This window comes from Rhodococcus cercidiphylli (assembly GCF_033042225.1).
Taxonomy (GTDB): Bacteria; Actinomycetota; Actinomycetes; order Mycobacteriales; family Mycobacteriaceae; genus Rhodococcoides.
In genome coordinates this window covers 233,443-252,786 of record NZ_JAWLKE010000001.1, presented here as the reverse complement: position 1 = coordinate 252,786, position 19,344 = coordinate 233,443, and the positions used below count along the sequence as shown (strand labels likewise).

At 66.0% G+C, this 19,344-nt stretch carries 17 protein-coding genes; 5 read left to right on the top strand and 12 right to left on the bottom strand.

Annotation, left to right across the window (positions count from 1 at the left end):
- The first annotated feature begins 253 nt into the window (after positions 1 to 253).
- Together R3P95_RS01215 and ilvD are read left to right on the top strand one after the other, a co-directional pair.
- Positions 254 to 817 (top strand): PH domain-containing protein, encoded by a 564-nt coding sequence (locus tag R3P95_RS01215; protein WP_317547161.1) that lies wholly within the window; start codon positions 254 to 256, stop codon positions 815 to 817.
- A gap of 60 nt (positions 818 to 877) precedes the next feature.
- Positions 878 to 2,719, top strand: coding sequence for a dihydroxy-acid dehydratase (ilvD, locus tag R3P95_RS01210; protein WP_149405536.1), 1,842 nt, complete (start codon positions 878 to 880; stop codon positions 2,717 to 2,719).
- A gap of 75 nt (positions 2,720 to 2,794) precedes the next feature.
- Here the strand turns inward: ilvD and R3P95_RS01205 are convergent, their stop codons facing one another.
- Positions 2,795 to 3,769 (bottom strand): DoxX family protein, encoded by a 975-nt coding sequence (locus R3P95_RS01205; RefSeq protein WP_317547160.1) that lies wholly within the window; start codon positions 3,767 to 3,769, stop codon positions 2,795 to 2,797.
- Between the two features lie 93 nt (positions 3,770 to 3,862).
- Between R3P95_RS01205 and R3P95_RS01200 the strand changes: the two genes are divergently transcribed.
- A complete protein-coding gene (locus tag R3P95_RS01200; protein WP_269593592.1) occupies positions 3,863 to 5,011 on the top strand; it encodes a PQQ-dependent sugar dehydrogenase in 1,149 nt (382 codons plus the stop codon).
- A gap of 61 nt (positions 5,012 to 5,072) precedes the next feature.
- Here the strand turns inward: R3P95_RS01200 and gatB are convergent, their stop codons facing one another.
- Entirely contained in the window at positions 5,073 to 6,584 is a 1,512-nt protein-coding gene (gene gatB / locus R3P95_RS01195; protein ID WP_094671441.1) for an Asp-tRNA(Asn)/Glu-tRNA(Gln) amidotransferase subunit GatB, read from the bottom strand.
- Between the two features lie 94 nt (positions 6,585 to 6,678).
- Here gatB and R3P95_RS01190 point away from each other — a divergent pair, with 94 nt between their 5' ends.
- The gene (locus tag R3P95_RS01190; RefSeq protein WP_262498317.1) at positions 6,679 to 7,143 is read left to right on the top strand and encodes an acyl-CoA thioesterase; all 465 of its coding nucleotides are present in this window, start codon (positions 6,679 to 6,681) and stop codon (positions 7,141 to 7,143) included.
- A gap of 23 nt (positions 7,144 to 7,166) precedes the next feature.
- On the opposite strand, the gene R3P95_RS01185 is transcribed toward R3P95_RS01190, so the two are convergent.
- The 4 genes from R3P95_RS01185 to gatC form a co-directional block, all read right to left on the bottom strand.
- On the bottom strand, positions 7,167 to 8,198 hold the full coding sequence (locus R3P95_RS01185) for an ATP-dependent 6-phosphofructokinase (RefSeq protein WP_094642260.1): 1,032 nt from the start codon (positions 8,196 to 8,198) through the stop codon (positions 7,167 to 7,169).
- Positions 8,199 to 8,325: 127 nt separating this feature from the next.
- On the bottom strand, positions 8,326 to 9,405 hold the full coding sequence (locus tag R3P95_RS01180; protein WP_317547159.1) for an alpha/beta hydrolase: 1,080 nt from the start codon (positions 9,403 to 9,405) through the stop codon (positions 8,326 to 8,328).
- A gap of 6 nt (positions 9,406 to 9,411) precedes the next feature.
- Positions 9,412 to 10,884, bottom strand: coding sequence for an Asp-tRNA(Asn)/Glu-tRNA(Gln) amidotransferase subunit GatA (gene gatA / locus R3P95_RS01175; RefSeq protein ID WP_317547158.1), 1,473 nt, complete (start codon positions 10,882 to 10,884; stop codon positions 9,412 to 9,414).
- Positions 10,881 to 11,180 (bottom strand): Asp-tRNA(Asn)/Glu-tRNA(Gln) amidotransferase subunit GatC, encoded by a 300-nt coding sequence (gene gatC, locus R3P95_RS01170; RefSeq protein WP_068045762.1) that lies wholly within the window; start codon positions 11,178 to 11,180, stop codon positions 10,881 to 10,883. Before gatC ends, gatA begins: the two co-directional genes overlap by 4 nt.
- A 306-nt stretch (positions 11,181 to 11,486) precedes the next feature.
- Here gatC and R3P95_RS01165 point away from each other — a divergent pair, with 306 nt between their 5' ends.
- Positions 11,487 to 12,137 (top strand): ACT domain-containing protein, encoded by a 651-nt coding sequence (locus R3P95_RS01165; protein ID WP_149405531.1) that lies wholly within the window; start codon positions 11,487 to 11,489, stop codon positions 12,135 to 12,137.
- Between the two features lie 43 nt (positions 12,138 to 12,180).
- Here the strand turns inward: R3P95_RS01165 and ligA are convergent, their stop codons facing one another.
- The 6 genes from ligA to R3P95_RS01135 all read right to left on the bottom strand — a co-directional run bounded on the left by ligA (position 12,181) and on the right by R3P95_RS01135 (position 19,296).
- The gene (gene ligA, locus R3P95_RS01160) at positions 12,181 to 14,229 is read right to left on the bottom strand and encodes an NAD-dependent DNA ligase LigA (RefSeq protein ID WP_394855376.1); all 2,049 of its coding nucleotides are present in this window, start codon (positions 14,227 to 14,229) and stop codon (positions 12,181 to 12,183) included.
- Between the two features lie 157 nt (positions 14,230 to 14,386).
- Positions 14,387 to 14,569, bottom strand: coding sequence for a hypothetical protein (locus tag R3P95_RS01155; RefSeq protein WP_068045768.1), 183 nt, complete (start codon positions 14,567 to 14,569; stop codon positions 14,387 to 14,389).
- 65 nt (positions 14,570 to 14,634) lie between these two features.
- The gene (locus R3P95_RS01150; protein ID WP_149405530.1) at positions 14,635 to 15,822 is read right to left on the bottom strand and encodes a GGDEF domain-containing protein; all 1,188 of its coding nucleotides are present in this window, start codon (positions 15,820 to 15,822) and stop codon (positions 14,635 to 14,637) included.
- 131 nt (positions 15,823 to 15,953) lie between these two features.
- On the bottom strand, positions 15,954 to 16,973 hold the full coding sequence (locus R3P95_RS01145; RefSeq protein ID WP_317547155.1) for a methionine synthase: 1,020 nt from the start codon (positions 16,971 to 16,973) through the stop codon (positions 15,954 to 15,956).
- Positions 16,970 to 18,058 (bottom strand): tRNA 2-thiouridine(34) synthase MnmA, encoded by a 1,089-nt coding sequence (gene mnmA, locus R3P95_RS01140; protein WP_121870206.1) that lies wholly within the window; start codon positions 18,056 to 18,058, stop codon positions 16,970 to 16,972. Before mnmA ends, R3P95_RS01145 begins: the two co-directional genes overlap by 4 nt.
- On the bottom strand, positions 18,058 to 19,296 hold the full coding sequence (locus tag R3P95_RS01135) for a cysteine desulfurase family protein (protein WP_317547153.1): 1,239 nt from the start codon (positions 19,294 to 19,296) through the stop codon (positions 18,058 to 18,060). Before R3P95_RS01135 ends, mnmA begins: the two co-directional genes overlap by 1 nt.
- Positions 19,297 to 19,344: the final 48 nt, after the last annotated feature.

Genomic DNA, 19,344 nt, shown 5'->3' with positions numbered 1-19,344 from the left:
TGCTTCCTCAGGAATGTGAAATTGCTGGGCGATCTCTGGGCAAGAAAAAACCCCCGTCAGCGTGAGCTGTACGAGGGTGGCGCGTCGATGCGAGTTTGAACAACCGGCTCAGGCGTTGACGCGCCGGCCGATTACGAGTATCCAATTCCGCTTCACGCGCTCGACGGTAGGCGCGCGCACAGGGAAGAGTCAAACTCGTCACGACGCAATCCCATTATGTGAGATCGCGTAGATGCAATGCGAAGATGAATGGGTGTCGTCTTCGCAGCAGTCCGAACCACCTCGGCCATCATCCCACACCGCACCCGAGTCACCGAACGGTGCCGAGGGAGCGCAACCATCGAGAACCCAGGTCATTCGAGTCCCGCGCCTCGCGCTCCTCGGCGTCGGCCTGCTGTTGTTCGGCACCGGACTGACTGCCGCCAGCTGGCCCGCGGCCATGGGTTGGCTGCTGATCCTGCCGATCGTCGCGGGCATCTGGGTGTTTCGAGTGCGTACGGTCATCTCTCCCGAGGCGATCACGGCTCGACGGTTCGTGGGTTCGGATGTGATCGCGTGGGAATCGGTGGCGGGTCTGCACTTCCCGGATCGCCGCTGGGCGCGGGTGGTCCTGACCGACAAGAGCGAGAAGTCGTTGCCGCTGGTGCGATTCGATCTGCTCCCCCAACTCGCCGTGGCCAGCGGCGGCCGGATCACCGACCCCTATGCCGCTGCAGCAGCCGCGGCCGAAGCCGAGGCCGAAGCCGAAGCCGAGGCCGAGGCTCGAGACCTCAAGGACGGCGAGGACGGCGACGAACAGGCAGCGAAGGAGCAGTAGTCGGCGGCGAGTAACCTCGTCGCTGCGAGAAACCGCCGCAACGAACGAGGACAACGCACTATGCCGCCGCTACGCTCACGGGTCACCACTGTCGGACGCAATGCCGCGGGCGCGCGCTCGCTGTGGCGCGCCACCGGAATGACCGATTCGGATTTCGGAAAGCCCATCGTCGCCATCGCGAACTCGTACACTCAGTTCGTCCCCGGCCACGTGCACCTGAAGAACGTCGGCGAGATCGTCGCCGACGCCGTCCGAGCGGCAGGCGGAGTTCCCCGGGAGTTCCACACCATCGCCGTCGACGACGGGATCGCCATGGGCCACGGCGGCATGCTGTACTCGCTGCCCAGCCGCGAGATCATCGCCGACTCCGTCGAGTACATGGCCAATGCGCACACCGCCGACGCGCTCGTCTGCATATCCAACTGCGACAAGATCACTCCCGGAATGCTCAATGCGGCGATGCGCCTGAACATCCCGGCCGTGTTCGTCTCCGGTGGACCGATGGAGGCGGGCAAGGCCGTGGTCGTCGACGGCGTCGCTCAGGCACCGACCGACCTGATCACCGCGATCTCCGCCAGTGCCAACGACGCCGTGTCCGAGGCAGGGCTCGACGAGGTCGAGCGCAGCGCGTGCCCCACGTGCGGCTCGTGCTCGGGCATGTTCACGGCGAACTCGATGAACTGCCTCACCGAGGCGCTAGGCCTGGCACTGCCCGGCAACGGCTCCACCCTGGCCACTCACCAGGCCCGTCGAGCACTGTTCACGCGTGCCGGCACCACCATCGTCGAGGCCGCTCTGAAGTACTACCGCGACGAGGACGAATCCGTACTCCCTCGCAACATCGCCACTCCGGCCGCGTTCCGCAACGCGATGGCTCTCGACGTGGCGATGGGAGGGTCAACCAACACGGTGCTGCACACCCTCGCCGCCGCACAGGAGGGCGAGGTCGACTTCGACCTGGACACCATCGACGCCATCAGCCGCAAGGTTCCGTGCCTGTCGAAGGTCTCCCCCAACTCCGATTACCACATGGAAGACGTGCACCGCGCAGGCGGAATCCCGGCTCTCCTCGGCGAACTGCGGCGCGCGAACCTCCTCGAAACCGACGTCTCGACCGTGCACACGAAGAGCTTCGAGGAGTGGCTCGACACGTGGGACATCCGATCCGGCAAGGCGTCCGCCGAGGCCGTCGAGTTGTTCCACGCCGCCCCGGGCGGAGTCCGCACCGTCGAACCGTTCTCCACGGGAAACCGCTGGTCCTCGCTCGACACCGACGCCGCAGGCGGCTGCATCCGCGATCTCGAACATGCCTACACGGTCGAGGGTGGCCTGGTGGTACTGCGCGGCAACATCGCCGTCGACGGTGCGATCCTCAAGACCGCAGGCATCGACGAGGACCTGTTCTCCTTCCAGGGTCCGGCACTGGTCGTCGAGTCGCAGGAAGAAGCCGTCTCGGCCATCCTGCAGAAGAAGATTCAGCCCGGTGACGTGCTGGTCGTTCGCTACGAGGGACCCAAGGGCGGTCCGGGCATGCAGGAGATGCTGCACCCGACGGCTTTCCTCAAGGGTGCCGGTCTGGGCAAGGTCTGCGCACTGATCACCGATGGCCGCTTCTCCGGCGGAACGTCGGGACTGTCCATCGGACACATTTCCCCCGAGGCCGCTGCCGGCGGTGTGATCGGGCTCGTGGAGAACGGCGACCAGGTCCGGATCGACGTCGCGACCCGCACCCTCGAGATCCTCGTCGACGAGGAGACCCTCGAGACGCGGCGAGCGAAGATGAACGCGTCCGAGCGACCATGGCAGCCGGTCGACCGTCAGCGCACGGTCACCACCGCTCTGCGCGCCTACGCGGCGTTGGCGACATCGGCGGACAAGGGTGCTGTTCGCTACGTCCCCTGACGGTGAAACGCACGTGAGCGGAACGTCGTAGCAGGCTACGAGGTTCCGCTCACGTGGTCTGGACGGTGTCCGGAGTCAGCGGACGACTGGGTTGGCCCCGTTGAGGAAGATCCAGATGCACACGCCCGCGGCGATACCGACGACGAGTGCGAGGAACGAACCGATCCGCGGACGGGTGGCCCATCCGCGTCGGCCGTCGAATGCGATCTTGCCCGGGCCCGTGAGAATGATCGCGGCAGCGGCGAAGCCGAGAACCGTCTCGTACTCCACGCCGCCGGTGCCCGAGAACTGCAGTCCGGGCTCGACGGCTTGCTTGAAGCACCAAGCGTTGATGATCGTGGCGAGCACAGCGGCACCTGCCAGTGGTGTTGCCAGACCCAGGATCAGCAGCGCGCCGCCGAGGGTTTCGCCTGCCGCGGCCGCGATCGCGAGGATCTCCGAGTAGCGGAATCCGGAAGTCTCCAGCAGGTTCTGAAATCCGTCGAGGCCGGGGCCGTTCCACAGTCCCACGAGCTTCTGCAGTCCGTGACCGAGAAACACCGCGCCGATGGTGACGCGAAGGATGAACAGGCCCAGGTCGGTGCTGCCGCGGCGCGCGGGAACCTCGACGGTCTCCGTACGAATCTCCGGCTCGGACGCGACTGCTGCTGCCGGAGCCGCGGCTGCGGTGGTGCCCAGATACTCGGTGGAGCGATCGGAATAGGCACTCGACGACGTGTTGTCGGAGGCCGACGGACGATCGGTCGACGAATCGGCGAAGGCGGACGGGCGATATGCCTGCATCTTCTCCGTCGGCTGTGCATCGGCCGAGCGTGCATCGGACGAGGACGAGTGCGGAAAGTCGAGTTCGTCGTCGGTTCGTGGCAGTCGGTCCGAACGCTGAGCGCCGAACGCCGTGGTCGGCGCACCCGAGGTATCGGTGCGGTCGGACGCCGGCGTCTCGGAGGTGGAACGCGAGGGTGGAATCTTCTCCGTGGGGTTGTCGTACGGGCTCTCAGCCGGTTCGTACGACGTATCCGGCCGGTTGGGGTCGCGCGGTGTATCGGTCACCTCTCCACACTAGAGCCGATGAGTGCTCGTCACCGACGTTGACGCTCACGGCCGCGTGGCGAGTCTTCCCCGGCGTTCCGTACCGTTCGAAGTATGAAGCCGGTCGGAGCGTCGCCACGAACTGCAACCGCTGCCGTCGTCGCCCTGTCGATGACCGCTGCCCTGCTCGCCGGGTGCGCCCGATTCGACGACTCGAATGCGTCGCCGTTCACTCCTGCGCCGGAGGTGGGCGCGGCCGAACTGGAGCCGACGACCCCCAGCGAGACGACGCCGCCGTCCGATCCCGATGCACCGCCACCGCCGTCCGGTCCGTGTGTCGACCCCGATCCGGCGGTCATCGCGACATGCCTGGACACCACGGGCGGGCTGGTAGCGCTCCCCGACGGACAGTCGGCGCTGGTTGCCGAGCGTCGCACCGGTCGCATCATGGAGGTCACCGCCGGCCGGACACCGGTCGAGGTGGCGCGAATCGATGTCGACGGCACCGGCGACGGCGGCCTTCTCGACATCGCGTTGTCTCCGACGTACATAGAGGACGGGTTGCTCTACGCCCTCATCACCACATCCGCGGACACCAGGGTGGTCCGCCTGGCCCAGGGCGATGTACCCAAGGACATCCTGACCGGTATCCCCCGCGGCACGACGGGCAATCGCGGGGCGATCGACTTCTACACGCCGAACGAATTGCTCGTCCTCACCGGCGACAACGGCGATCCGGGTGCGGCGGCCAGCCCGAACTCATTGTCCGGCAAGTTGTTACGGGTGACCTCACTGTCCCCGACAACGAACCCGCCGCGACCGCAGATCGCGCTCAGCGGTATCGGTACGGCGGGCGACGTCTGCACCGACGGCACCGGAAACATCTACGTCACCGACCGCACCGCGCTCGAGGATCGCCTGCAGCGCATCGACTCACTGGGCGCAGTGTTCAACCCTGTGTGGACGTGGCCGGACCGTCCGGGTGTTGCCGGATGCGCAGCGGGAGAAGGTGGCGTGGCGGTTGCACTCACAACGGCCAAAGCTGTTGCAGCACTGACCACGGACGCGAACACCGGAGCTGTCTCGGCCGAACCGACACTGCTGATCCAGGACGAGTACGGCCAGTTGAACGGCGCGACGAGCTCGGCCGATGGACAGATTCTGGTGGGCACCGTCAACAAGAACGGTGCGGAGCCCGGACCCACCGACGACCGCGTCGTCAAAGTGCCGTTCCCCGGCGGCGGCGGAGGCGGTTTCGACTGAACGAGAAACGACCGAGGCCGAGCGCTCGATTGCGCTCGGCCTCGGTCGTTCTCCGTCGTGATCAGGGCTGGCCGCAGGCCTCTAGTACGAGTTCCTTGACGCGAGCGGCATCGGCTTGGCCGCGTGTCGCCTTCATCACCGCACCGACGATGGCCCCGGCGGCCTGAACCTTGCCGCTGCGGATCTTCTCCACCACACCGGGATTCGCTGCGAGCGCCTCGTCCACGGCGGCCTGCAACTTGGTGTCGTCCTTCTCCAGTACGAGATTGCGCGCAGCCATGACCTCTGCAGGCTCACCCTCGCCCGCCAGCACCCCGTCCACGACCTGACGGGCACCGTTGTTGTTGAGCTTGCCGTCTGCGACCAACGCCGCCACCTCGGCGACCTGAGCCGGGGAGATGGACAGATCGGTCAGTTCGACGCCGGCGATGTTGGCCTGCTGCGCCAGGTACGACACCCACCACGACCGCGCCGCCTGCGCCGACGCACCCGCCTCGACCGTCGCCGCGACCAGCTCGAGCGCACCGGAATTCACCAGATCGCGCATCTCCTCGTCGGAGACACCCCACTCCTTCTGAATCCGACCGCGGCGCAACCACGGCAGCTCGGGCAACGTCGTCCGAAGCTCCTCGATCCAGGCCGCGTCGGGAGCGACGGGCGCAAGATCGGGCTCGGGGAAGTAGCGGTAGTCCTCGGCGGTCTCCTTCTTGCGGCCGGCGGTGGTGGTTCCGTCCGACTCCTGGAAGTGCCGAGTCTCCTGCGTCACCTCTCCGCCCGATTCGAGAACCGCTGCCTGACGCCGCATCTCGTACCGAACGGCAACCTCGACGCTCTTGAGCGAGTTGACGTTCTTCGTCTCGGTGCGCGTGCCGAATTCGGTTGCCGTCTTCTCCATCAGAGACACGTTGGCATCGCAGCGCAACGAGCCCTGATCCATCCGCACATCGGACACGTTCAGCGACTTCAACAGGTCGCGCAACGCGGTGACGTACGCCCGGGCGACCTCGGGCGCACGGGCACCGGTTCCGGTGATGGTCTTGGTCACGATCTCCACCAACGGAACCCCGGCACGGTTGTAATCGAGCAGCGAATGCGACGCCCCCTCGATACGGCCGGTCGCACCGCCCACGTGCGTCGACTTACCGGTGTCCTCCTCCATGTGCGCGCGCTCGATCTCGACTCGAAACGTACTGCCGTCGTCGAGCAACACATCGAGGTAGCCCTCAGTGGCGATGGGCTCGTCGTACTGCGAGATCTGATAGTTCTTCGGCTGATCCGGGTAGAAGTAGTTCTTGCGAGCGAACCGTCCCCACGGGGTGATCGAGCAATTGAGCGCCAGCCCGATCCGAATCGCCGACTCCACCGCAGCCGAGTTCACCACCGGAAGCGCGCCGGGAAGGCTCAGGCACACCGGGCACACCTGGGTGTTCGGCTCGGCACCGAATTCGGTGGGGCAACCGCAGAACATCTTGGTCGCCGTGCCCAACTCCACGTGGACCTCCATGCCCAACACGGGGTCGAACTTGGCGAGCACATCGTCGTAATCGATCAGATCGACGGTTGCAGCAGTCATGGTCAGTAGTTTATGCGTTGCACACGACGCGCGAGTAACCACGTGCACTCGTTACCGTGCACGGGTGACTCCCCCAGAGAAGCAGACACTGTCCATGACCGTGCTGATGACACCCGACATGGCCAACTTCTCTGGCAACGTCCACGGCGGCACGATTCTCAAGTTCCTGGACCAGGTGGCGTACGCCTGCGCCAGCCGCTACGCGGGGGCCTATGTCGTGACTCTGTCGGTCGATCGCGTCGTGTTTCGCGAACCCATCCACGTCGGAGAACTGGTCACGTTCTCCGCGTCGGTCAACTACACCGGCCGCACCTCCATGGAGGTCGGTATCCGCGTGGAAACCGAGAACATTCAGCGCGGTGAATTGCGCCACACCAACAGCTGCTACTTCACCATGGTCGCGATCGGCGACGACGGCAAGCCGAAGACATTGCCCCAGTTGACGCCGACCACCGAGGTCGGTGCTCAGCGCTTCGAGGCAGCGCGGCGACGGCGCGAACTACGCCGCGAGACCGAGGAACGCGAAGCCGAAATCCAGCAGGCCTCCGGTCGCATCTGACGGCTCACGACGCCACACCGAATTCAGCCGAAGAACGCGGCGGCGTCGTCGTATCGGGTCTGCGGTACCCGCTTGAGTTGCTTGGTGGCCTCGGCCAGAGACACCAGGCCGATCTCGGTGCCGCGCAACGAGACCATCTTGCCGAAGTCTCCCGAATGCGCCGCATCGGTCGCGTTGACGCCGAATCGTGTTGCGAGAACACGGTCGTACGGCGTCGGCGTTCCACCGCGCTGGACATGGCCCAGCACCGTGGTGCGTACTTCCTTGTTGATGCGGCGCTCGATCTCGACGCCGAGCTGGTGGGCAACTCCGGTGAATCGAACGTGGCCGAACTCGTCGATTCCGCCGTCGAGAAGCTGCATCGAGCCCTCGATCGGCTTGGCACCCTCGGCGACGACACAGATGAAGTGCGAGTCTCCGCGCTGAAAACGCTTGCGCACCAACGTGCACACCTCTTCGACGTCGAACGGCTGCTCGGGAATGAGCGTCATGTGCGAACCGGACGCCAGGCCGGCGTGCAGAGCGATCCACCCCGCGTGCCGACCCATCACCTCGACGAGCATCACGCGCTGATGGGATTCTGCGGTGCTGTGCAGTCGGTCGATCGCATCGGTGGCGATGGTCAGAGCCGTGTCGAAGCCGAATGTGACGTCGGTGCAATCGATGTCGTTGTCGATCGTCTTGGGCACACCGACCACCGGCACACCCTCTTCCGACAACCACGCGGCAGCGGTGAGGGTTCCTTCGCCGCCGATCGGGATCAACACGTCGATGCCGTTGTCCTCGAGAGTCTGCTTGACCCGATCGAGTCCGGCGCGCAATACATCCGGATTGGTGCGCGCGGTGCCGAGCATCGTGCCGCCCTTGGTGAGCAACCGGTCGTTGCGGTCGTCGTTACGCAGTTGCACCCGACGGTCTTCGAGAAGCCCGCGCCAGCCGTCCTGGAAACCGACGACGGTGGAGCCGTACCGGGCGTCCGCGGTGCGTACGACTGCGCGGATCACCGCATTGAGCCCTGGGCAATCGCCGCCTCCGGTCAGAACTCCGATGCGCATCGATTTTCGCCTCTCTGCTCGCAGGTCCGTGAAGCGGACCCGGTGACGGACGTCAGCCTAATCGGGCGTGGGATGCTGCGCGCGTCGGTACCGTTCGGTGCTCACTTCGTCGAGGCGAGGCCGTGCGTCAGTCGAGCAGACCCACACGCTCGCCGAGCCAGTCCATCTCCTGTTCCAGCGCCGGAGCCCAGACCTGCATCGAGTGTCCACCGGGCAGCTCGCTGTAGTGCGCGTCCACACCGGATGCCACTGCAGCCTCGAACGCACGCTCGGTCTGCGGCCGGAACTCTTCGTCGTCGGCACCCACGACGAAGGCACCGGCCGAATCGGGAAAGCTGTTGCGCGAGAGTATGTTCAGCGGCGTCGTGCGCTCGAAACACGCCTCGTTCGCCGGGGTGTCCGTGCCGTATGCCGCTGTAACGGACTCGCTTCTCGTGCCCCGACGTTGCTCGTCCTCACCCGAGATGTCGAGAAAGGTGGGGTACACCGACGGTGCTGTCACCGCCAGCTGCAGCGCGCACGTTCCCCCGTAGGAATACCCGCCGACCGCCCAGGCCCTCGGATCCGAGGACACCCGAAAATTCGACCGAATCCAGTGCGGCACATCGACCGACAAGTACGTCGCGGCATTTCCGAGATTCGAATCCATGCACATCGGATTCGCCTCGGTGTCACCCAGACCGTCGGCCACCACGACGATCGGGGCCGCACCGCCGTGCCGCGCCGCGAAGGCGTCCATCGTCTGGGCCAGACGACCACCCTCGATCCAGTCGACGACGTGGCCGGGTTGGCCGGTGAGCAGCACCAGCACCGGTAGATCGCTCGCTCCGGCGTCGTACGACGCCGGAACGTAGACGGTGGCGGGCCGCGCGGCGAAGTGCGACACAGTGCCGGGCACGTCCACATCGACCAACCTGCCGGTGCCCTCGGTCACGGCCGGACGGTGGCCCAGCGCCACGGCCACCGTCGGGTATCGAGTGACGGTCAGATTGGTGAGCACCGTCGCCGCCAACAGAAGCGACGCCACGAGACCGAGAGCGCTCAGCGAGCCGAACACCGCTCCCAGTGCTCGGCCTCGTCGGACCCGCAGGACGACAGCGACGGCCAGGACCGACGTCACGACAACGGCCGCCGTCGACGCGAGCACGGGCACTGCACCGGAGAGCAAGGGCAGATGAGCCAGATCGGCAGCCCACCGATGCAGCACCTCGAACTACCTCAGATCGCCGCGAGCGGCCTCGTATGCGGCACCGACGCGGTAGAGCCGCTCGTCCGCGAACGCCGGAGCCATGATCTGCAGACCCACGGGTAGTCCGTCCTCGGAGGCAAGACCCGACGGAACCGACATCGCGCAGTGACCGGCAAGGTTGGTCGGCAGCGTGCAGAGGTCGTTGAGGTACATCGCCATCGGGTCGCCGACCTTGTCCCCCAACGGGAATGCCGTCGTCGGGGTCGTCGGCGACACCAGCACGTCGACCTTCTCGTATGCGGCATCGAAGTCACGTGCGATGAGCGTGCGCACCTTCAGAGCAGAGCCGTAGTAGGCGTCGTAATATCCCGCGGAGAGGGCGTACGTCCCGATCATGATGCGACGCTTGACTTCCGGCCCGAACCCCTGCGCGCGCGTGGTGGCCATGACCTGCTCGGCGCTGTGCTTGCCGTCGTCCCCCGCACGCAATCCGTACCGCATGCCGTCGAACCGAGCCAGGTTGGACGACACCTCCGACGGAAGGATCAGGTAGTAAGCGGCCAGTGCATGCACGAAGTTGGGGCACGACACCTCGACCACCTCGGCACCGAGTTCGGTGAGTGCGGCGACCGCAGCATCGAACGACGAGATCACACCGGGCTGGTACTTGTCCGAGTGCAATTCCTTCACCACACCGACGCGCACGCCCGTCAGGTCACCGCGAGCACCCTCTCGTGCCGCTGCGACCACCGGTCGAACAGCCGTGTCGACCGATGTGGAGTCCCGCGCGTCGTATCCGGCGATGACCTCGTGCAGCAACGCGGTGTCGAGCACGGTCCGACCACATGGGCCACCCTGATCGAGTGACGAGGCACAGGCGATCAGTCCGTAGCGCGAGACGCTGCCGTAGGTCGGCTTGGTTCCCACGGTGCCGGTCAGAGCCGCCGGCTGACGGATCGATCCACCGGTGTCGGTGCCGATGGCCAGCGGGGCCTGGTACGACGCGAGCGCCGCAGCACTGCCGCCGCCGGAGCCGCCGGGGATGCGAGTGGTGTCCCAGGGGTTCTTGGTCGGTCCGTACGCCGAGTTCTCGGTGGACGAGCCCATCGCGAACTCGTCCATGTTCGTCTTGCCCAGCACCGGAATGCCCGCGGCCCGCAGCTTCGTGGTCAGCGTCGCGTCGTAGGGCGACATCCACCCGTCGAGAATCTTCGATCCGGCCGTCGTCGGCATGTCGGTCGTGGTGAACACGTCCTTGAGAGCAAGCGGCACGCCGGCCAGAGCCGAGGCAGGTGCGTGTCCCGCCGACAGTCCCGAATCGACGTCGGTCGCTGCTGCGAGTGCCTCGGCTCCTGCGACGTGCAGAAATGCGTGCAGGTCACCATCGACCTCGGAGATCCGGTCGAGATGCGCCTGGGTCACCTCGACGGCGCTGATCTCACGCGCGTGGATGCGGGTGGCGAGCTCGGACGCGTCGAGCTTCGTCAGGTCGGTCATTCGCTCTCTCCCAGAATCTGCGGCACCGCGAAACGGCCCTCCTCGGCGTTCGGTGCACCGGACAGCGATTGCTCCGGCGTCAGGCCTGGAACGATCACGTCGGGACGCGTCACGTTCACGATGTCACTGGGGTTGGCCGTCGGCGGAACGTCGTCCGTCGCCACTTCGGCCACTGCCTTGACGTGATGAAGAATCGAGTCCAACTGGCCGGCGAACTCGTCGAGTTCGGCGTCGCTGAGAGCCAAGCGCGACAGCCGGGCGAGGTGAGCGACCTCGTCGCGGGAGATGTCTGGCACCGCGTAGACCCCTTTCAGACGGTAGGAGCGGAGCCTGCAGAAGCGGCCCCGTATTCGTGCAGAGCGAACCTCACGGGTTCGCGAACGCGGTCCAGCCTAGTGCGTAGTGTTACGCGGGCTTCGCGCACTCCTCGTGGGCACAGCGGGTGTCGGAATTGTCACGGCCCGCGTTGCGCGACGTACCGGACAGGTCGAAGATGCAAGGATTGCTCGCGCCGGGGTGCACAGTGTTCCCTTCTGCCAGCCAGCAACGACCGCTGACGCTGGGGTGGCCGCAGTACGCCAGAAGTCGAAAGGGAGCGTGACATGTCCTACCTGCTCCGCGTCCAACTGCCGGATCGTCCGGGCAGCCTCGGATCGTTGGCCGTCGCGCTCGGTTCGGTCGGGGCGGACATCCTCTCCCTCGACGTCATCGAACGCGGCGACGGTTATGCGGTCGACGATCTGGTGGTCGACGTTGCTCCGGGTTCGCTTCCGGACACGCTGATCACGGCTGCCGAGAACCTCACCGATGTCCGGGTCGATTCCATCCGCCCATACACCGGCGTCCTCGACACGCATCGTGAACTGGAATTGATCGATCGCGTCGCCGCGGCGTCCGACGATCGACTTCAGGTGCTCGTCGACGGAGCTCCCCGCGTCCTCCGAGTGGGGTGGAGCACCGTCGTCGCCACCAACGCGCACGGCCCGTTCCGTCTGGTGGGCAGCTCGGGGGCTCCCGAGACTCACGCCGCCGAGCTGCCGTGGTTCCCGCTGAGCGCCCCCGCTGCTCTGGATTCCGACGCCGAGTGGGTGCCCCAGGTATGGCGCGACATGGACACCAAGATCGCCGCTGCTCCCCTCGGCACCACCGGCACCGTGCTGATGCTGGGCAGGCCTGGCGGCCCGGAGTTCAGACCCTCCGAGGTTGCCCGACTCGGTTATCTCGCCGGCATCGTCGCGACGGTACTGAACTGACGCGACCGAACCGACGCGACCGAACGGACGCGTCCCGACCCGATCAATCCGCCGAATCGGGTTCTGATTCGGTCGGAGCCACCGCATCGGGTCCCTCGGTCAACAGCAGGGTGAAACCCGCTTCGTCGAGTACCGGCACGCCGAGCTCGATTGCCTTGTCGTGCTTGGACCCCGGAGCTTCGCCGACGACCACGAACGCCGTTTTCTTGGACACCGAACCTGCAGCCTTGCCACCTCGCAGCAGAATCGCTTCCTTGGCCTCGTCACGTGAGTAGGACGTCAGCGACCCGGTGACCACGATCGATAGCCCCTCCAGGTTCCGCTCGATCGACGCATCACGCTCGTCTTCCATCCGAACGCCCGCTGCCTGCCACTTGTCGACGATGGCGCGGTGCCAGTCGACCTCGAACCACTCGGAGACTGCGGCCGCGATGGTGCCACCCACCCCGTCGACCGCCGAGAGCTCCTCGACCGACGCCGCGCGTATCCGCTCGAGGCTGCCGAACTCCCCTGCCAGTGCTCGGGCTGCCGACGGCCCCACGTGCCGAATGGACAGACTGACCAGCACCCGCCACAGCGGCTGATTCCGTGCGGTGGCCAAGTTGTCGAGCAACTTTCGACCGGTGGCGGACAACGACCCGGATTTGGTGCGAAAGATCGCCGTCTTCATCAGGTCGTCCTCGGTGAGCGAGAACAGATCGCCCTCGTCCTCGATGGCGCCGGTGGCCAACAGGTCGGATGCGGCCTCGTACCCGAGGCCCTCGATGTCGAATCGCTGCCGCTCGGCGACGAAGAACACTCGCTCGCGGCGCTGCGCCGGGCAGAACTGCGAGTTGGGGCACCGCAGGTCGGCGTCACCCTCCTTGGCCGGGGCCAGTGGCGTCGAACACTCCGGGCACTCGGTGGGCATGACGAACTCGGTCTCATCGCCGGTCCTGGCGTCGACGACCGGGCCGAGAACCTCCGGAATGACCTCTCCCGCTTTGCGAATGGTCACGGTGTCACCGATCAGAACGCCCTTGCGCTTGACCTCCGAACCGTTGTGCAGCGTCGCCAGCGACACTGTGGACCCGGCCACGAGCACCGGCGTCATGTACGCGAACGGCGTCACTCGGCCCGTCCGGCCCACGCTGACGCGGATGTCGAGCAGCGTCGTGGTGACTTCCTCGGGTGGGTACTTGAACGCGATGGCCCACCGCGGCGCGCGAGACGTCGTCCCCAGTCGACGATGCAGCGACATGTCGTCGATCTTGACGACCAGGCCGTCGATTTCGTGTTCGACGTCGTGTCGGTGCTGGTCCCAGTAGACAACTTTCTCGACGACGGCGTCGACGCCCCGTACTCGGGTCGTGTGGGTGGAGATGGGCAGCCCCCAGGCGCGAAGCGCCTCGTACGCGTGCCACTGCGACTCCGGGGTGAAACCCACCATGCGACCGAAGCCGTGGCAGATCATTCCCAGACGTCGCTTGGAGGTGACCGCCGGATTCTTCTGTCGCAGCGACCCCGCCGCCGAGTTTCGTGGATTCGCGAACGGGGGCTTGCCCTCTGCCACGAGCGAGGCGTTGAGCGCCTGGAAATCCTCGAGCCGGAAGAAAACCTCGCCGCGCACTTCCAACAACTCCGGCACGGGGTACTGCTCGCTACCCGTCAGAGTGTCCGGGATGTCGTCGATCGTGCGTGCGTTGAGCGTCACGTCCTCACCGGTCCGCCCGTCACCTCGGGTGGCACCGCGCACGAGCGCCCCGTTCTCGTACACCAGATTCAGTGCAACGCCGTCGATCTTGACCTCGCACAGATACTCCAGATCAGGCCCTGCCTCGGTCTCGACTCTTTTGGCCCAGGCACGTAGCTCGTCGTGATCGAACACGTTGTCCAAGCTCAACATTCGCTCGAGATGGTCCACGGCGGTGAATTCCGTCGCGAAGCCACCCCCGACGAGTTGCGTCGGTGAATCCGCGGTGCGCAGATCCGGGTGTGCTTCTTCCAGCTCGTTCAGCTCACGCAGCAACGCGTCGAACTCGCCGTCGGACACGATCGGCGCGTCGCGCACGTAGTAGCGGAACTGATGACCGCGTACTTCCTCGGCCAGCATCTGCCATCGCTCACGATCGGCCGACGACGCGGCATCGAGTTCGACACCGACGGTCCCTGCGGTCTCGTCGTTTCCTGCGGGCGGTTCGGTCGCTTCGGGCACGTGTCGAAGATTATCCGAACCCACCGACAGAGAAGCACGGGCTGCAGCCCAGCGACTACCGCCCCAGCAGACCCAGCAACAGCGTCGCGGCGATGATCGCCACCGCGCAGACACCGGCGGTCAAGGCGAATCCGGTCACGAAGGAGTCGGCGTAGATTCCGCCGAGCACGGAGGCCATCACCGACAGCAGCACTCCGGCAGGCAGTCCACGTCGCTGAGCATCCGATAGCCGATACATCGCACGATCATCGCAGAGGTCCCACCCAGGCACACCGGCGCATCGAGCGACGTCGGTTCGAGGGCTCAGATCTCGTCGATGACCAAGCTGTTTCCCCCGGACTGCTTGGACCGGTACATCGCCGCGTCCGCCGTACGGGCTGCTCTGCCGACCACGGACTTCCCCACGTCCCACAGAGCCGAATCCTCGCGCAACAACGCCATTCCCACGCTGACGGTGACGGGGATGTCGTCGCGGTGGTCGCAGAGCACCCGAACCGCGTCGAAGCCGAGATCGACCATCCCCCGCGCATCACCGACCATGGCGACGAGGAACTCTTCTCCACCGGTTCGGGCGAGCACTCCGCCCTGATGCCGGACCAAGCGGCGCAGCCGATCGGCGACGCGCACGATCACTTCGTCGCCGCGGCTGTGCCCGAATCGGTCGTTGACGGACTTGAACTTGTCGATGTCGACAACCAGGAAGGCCATGGACATACCCCGCTTGCTGGCCTGATGCCACAGGTCCAGCAGTTCGCTGTCGATGCCGCGCCGGTTGTACACCCCGGTCAGCGGATCGAGAACCGATCGCTTGGCGTCGTTGGACAGCGTCGTCCACGCCACCTGAGCGAACACCGGTACACCGACGGTGGCGAGAAGGAGAACCACAGTGGCCGTCGCCACCGAAGGCCCGTCGATGTATTCGACCTCCCCGTTCATCACTGCCAGGAACACGCGGACGCCGAACCCGATGATGAACGTCGCGGTCCATACCAGGTGCGCCACCAGCAGTCGCGGACTGAGGAAGTAAGTGCAGAACGCCCCCGTGACGGCGAACAACACGGTTCCGATCAAGGACGCGACGGGTGCGTACAGAATCAACACCGAGGTCGTGAGAATGTCCCCGAAGGCCAGAAACGCGACGAAGAACTTCTTCCCGGGCAGCGGCCCGAACACACACCGCGCGGCGACGAACACCTGGGTGACGAGAACGAAGAGAACCCAGCCGATCGCCACACTGCCCTGAGGACCGAGATCGCTGAACAGCATCAGTATCGACGTGACGGCGTACAGCATCGTGGCGGTGCCGAACACGGCACGAATGATCCCGGTCAGCGGACGGGTCGATCTGTGATTGAGGATCCACTCGAAATCGTGCGGAGCCCGATACCAGTCGGAGGTGGCCGCGGCCAGTTTCGCCAGGAGACCTCGGCGGTGCCTGCCGGAACGCCGGAGGGAGGCAACCTCGTCGAAGTCGCGACCACCTGATGCCATTTCCGAACTCCCACGTATTCAACAGACCCCCAACGGCCATGTGAATAGTGTCACACCTGTTCGACGTACTAATAGTAGTGGGCTCGATCGTCCGGAGTCCGCGGTGTTTCACTCCGTCCGGCTGTGTGATCTCACAACGAATCGGGTGAATCTCCGAACGCGGCGGCCACGTCGTGGGCGAGTCCTGTTGCGCGACGGGCCCACTCCGGTGTGCTGCCCGCCAATCCACATGCAGGCGTCGCAGAAATCCGGGAGGCCAGAACCGACCTGTCGAAACCGAGTCGGTCGATCAATGTGACACCCGGCTCGGCCAGTTCCCGCCATTGAGGCGGCCGCGCGGGGGCTTCGGACGGAATCAACCCGAGCATCAGTGTCTTGCCGGATTGCAGCAGCTCGCCGACTCCGTCGAAGTCGCTGCGGCGCAGCGCAGTCGCGTCGACGGAAACCGCAACGGCACGCGAACGGCGAAGAAGATCGAAGGGAACGTCGCCGTCGCAGCAATGCACCGCAACGGGAAGGTCGATCGTCTCGATCAGTGAATCCAGCAGGTCCAGAACGTTCGGTTCCGGGACTGCCCGCACCGAATCGAGGCCGGTGATGCCCGTCAGGCTACCGGCCAGAACGGCTGCGAGACTTGGTTCGTCGAGCTGAACGACGACCTCGACCCCCAGCCGACGCGTCATCTCCGCACAATGCAGACGCAGTCCTTCGCCGAGAGATTCGGCGAAATGCCGCAGCGCCCCGCGATCGGTCAGGGCCCGATGCCCGTGCCGAAGTTCGACCTGCGCTGCCATCGTGAACGGACCGGCGGCCTGGACCTTGATGGTGCGGCCACTACCGCGAAGGCCCGAGACCTCCCACAATTCCTCGAGCACATCGAGGTCCTCGGCCAGGAAATCGGTCGCCCGACGGCCGGCGAGCATAGGACGTGGCACGACGCGATAGCCGGAGGTGCGTACGTCGAGTTCGACGTCGACCATGATGGCGCCGGTGCGCCCGATCATGTCCGCGCCCAGACCGCGGGCCGGAAGTTCGACGATGTGCGGAAGCTCGGTGAACTCCCCTACGACGACCGCCGCGGCCTCACGGATGTCGGTGCCCGGCCACGAACCGATACCGGTCGCGAGCCCCGCGAAAACGCTCGGGGTCACTCGCGCTCGGATCGAGTGCCCGAGATGGTCGAGCTGCCGATGACGATGTCTCCGTGAATGTCCTTGCGGTACAGCACCGCTGCCTGCCCCTTGGCCACACCGGTCAGAGGAGCCCGCAGTTGGATCTCCATGCCGTCGCCCGCTGCCTCGGCGACGGCCTCGGTCAGTCCACCGTGCGCGCGAACCTGGACGACGCACTCGATGGGGCCGGTCGGGGCGGTGCCTTCGGTCCACACTGCGCGGTCACCGCTGATCGCCCAGACGTCGAGCTTCTGCGCGGAGCCGACCATGACCGTGCCACTGTCGGGTTCGATCGACGTCACGTAACGGGGACGGCCGTCGGCGGCCGGTCCTTCCACACCGAGACCCTTGCGTTGCCCGATGGTGAAGCCGTGCACGCCCTCGTGATCGGCCAGTTCGGCTCCGGTCTCGGAGTCGACGACCTTGCCCGGGCGCACGCCGATGCGCGCGCCCAGGAATGCGCGAGTGTCGCCAGAGGGGATGAAGCAGATGTCGTGACTGTCGGGCTTGTCGGCAACTGCCAACCCTCGCTCGGCAGCTTCCTCGCGAATCTCGGACTTCGGTGTGTCGCCGATGGGGAACATCGCACGCGAGAGCTGTGCCTGGTTCAGTACCGCCAACACGTACGACTGGTCCTTGTCCGCGTCCACGGCACGTCGCAGGACGCCGTCGTGCAGTTGCGCGTAGTGCCCGGTCGCCACGGCGTCGAAGCCCAGCGCGAGGGCGCGGTCCGCCAGAGCGGAGAACTTGATCTTCTCGTTGCAGCGCAAGCACGGATTCGGGGTCTCGCCCGCAGCATAGGACGCGACGAAATCGTCGATGACGTCCTCTTTGAAGCGATCGGCGAAATCCCATACGTAGAAGGGGATTCCGAGTACGTCGGCAGCGCGACGAGCATCACCCGCGTCTTCCTTGGAACAGCAACCACGCGAACCGGTGCGCAGAGCTCCCGGAGCGGTCGACAGAGCCAGGTGCACGCCGACGACGTCGTGGCCCTCGTCCACGGCACGGGCCGCGGCCACGGCCGAGTCGACTCCCCCGCTCATAGCAGCCAGAACACGCATCAGCGATTTCCTCCTCGAGCTCCGACGCCGGCCATTCCGGCGGCGCGAGCACGTTCGACGACCTGCGGCAGAACCGCAAGCACAGTGGTGACGTCCGATTCGGACGAGCCGGCTCCCAGCGAGAACCGCAGTGATCCACGGGCGACGGCCGGATCGCACCCCAGCGCAATCAGTACATGGCTGGCGCTGGCGACGCCTGCGGTGCACGCCGAGCCCGTCGAGCATTCTATGCCCGCCGCGTCGAGCAACATCAACAGCGAATCACCCTCGCACCCGGGAAAGGTGAAATGCACGTTCCCGGCCAGCCGGTCGTCGCCTTCCGGACCGTTGAGGATCGCGTCGGGAACGGCGTCTCGGATTCCGGCGATCAACCGATCTCGTAGTGCTCCGAGTTCTGCTCGGTGCCGCACGGAGTCCTCGACGGTCGAACGCAGCGCAGCCGCCATCGCGACGACGCCTGCAGTGTCCGGAGTGCCCGATCGAACGTCTCGCTCGTGCCCTCCGCCGTGGAAGAGCGGAACACACGGGACCTGGCGGCCGAGCAACAACGCTCCGACGCCCTGGGGTCCGCCGAACTTGTGCGCGGCGATGCTGAGGGCGGACAGGCCGCTCGCGGAGAACCCGACGGGCAGATGCGGCACGGCCTGGACCGCATCGCTGTGCATCGGAACCCCGTATTCGGCGGCCACGCCTGCGAGCTCGGCGATCGGCATGACGGTGCCGATTTCGTTGTTGGCCCACATGATCGTCACCAACGCGGTCTCGTCGGCATGCAGGGCCAGCTCGGCGCGCAGGGCATCCGGGGTGACCCGCCCCTCGGCGTCGACCGGGAGCCACGTGACACTCGCACCGTCGTGTGCGACGAGCCACTCCACTGCGTCGAGCACCGCGTGATGTTCAACCGAGCTGGCGATGATTCTGGTCAGTGCCGCATCGGAGTCTCGACGGGCCGCGAAGATGCCCTTGACGGCAAGGTTGTCACTCTCGGTACCGCCGGAGGTGAAGATCACCTCGGACGGGCGCGCGCCCAGGTCCGCAGCAATCGACTCGCGGGATTCCTCCACCCGACGCCGAGCGGACCGACCGGAGGTGTGCAGCGAGGACGCGTTGCCCACCGTGGCGAACACAGATGTCATCGCCTCGATCGCGCTCGGCAACATCGGGGTCGTCGCTGCGTGATCGAGGTACACCGGTGGCCGCGGCGGGACGGGAGCAGTCGTACTGCGCACAGAAGGCATAACAGGCTAGACGATACCCGCTGCCGTGACCGCGGACCTACCTGCGCG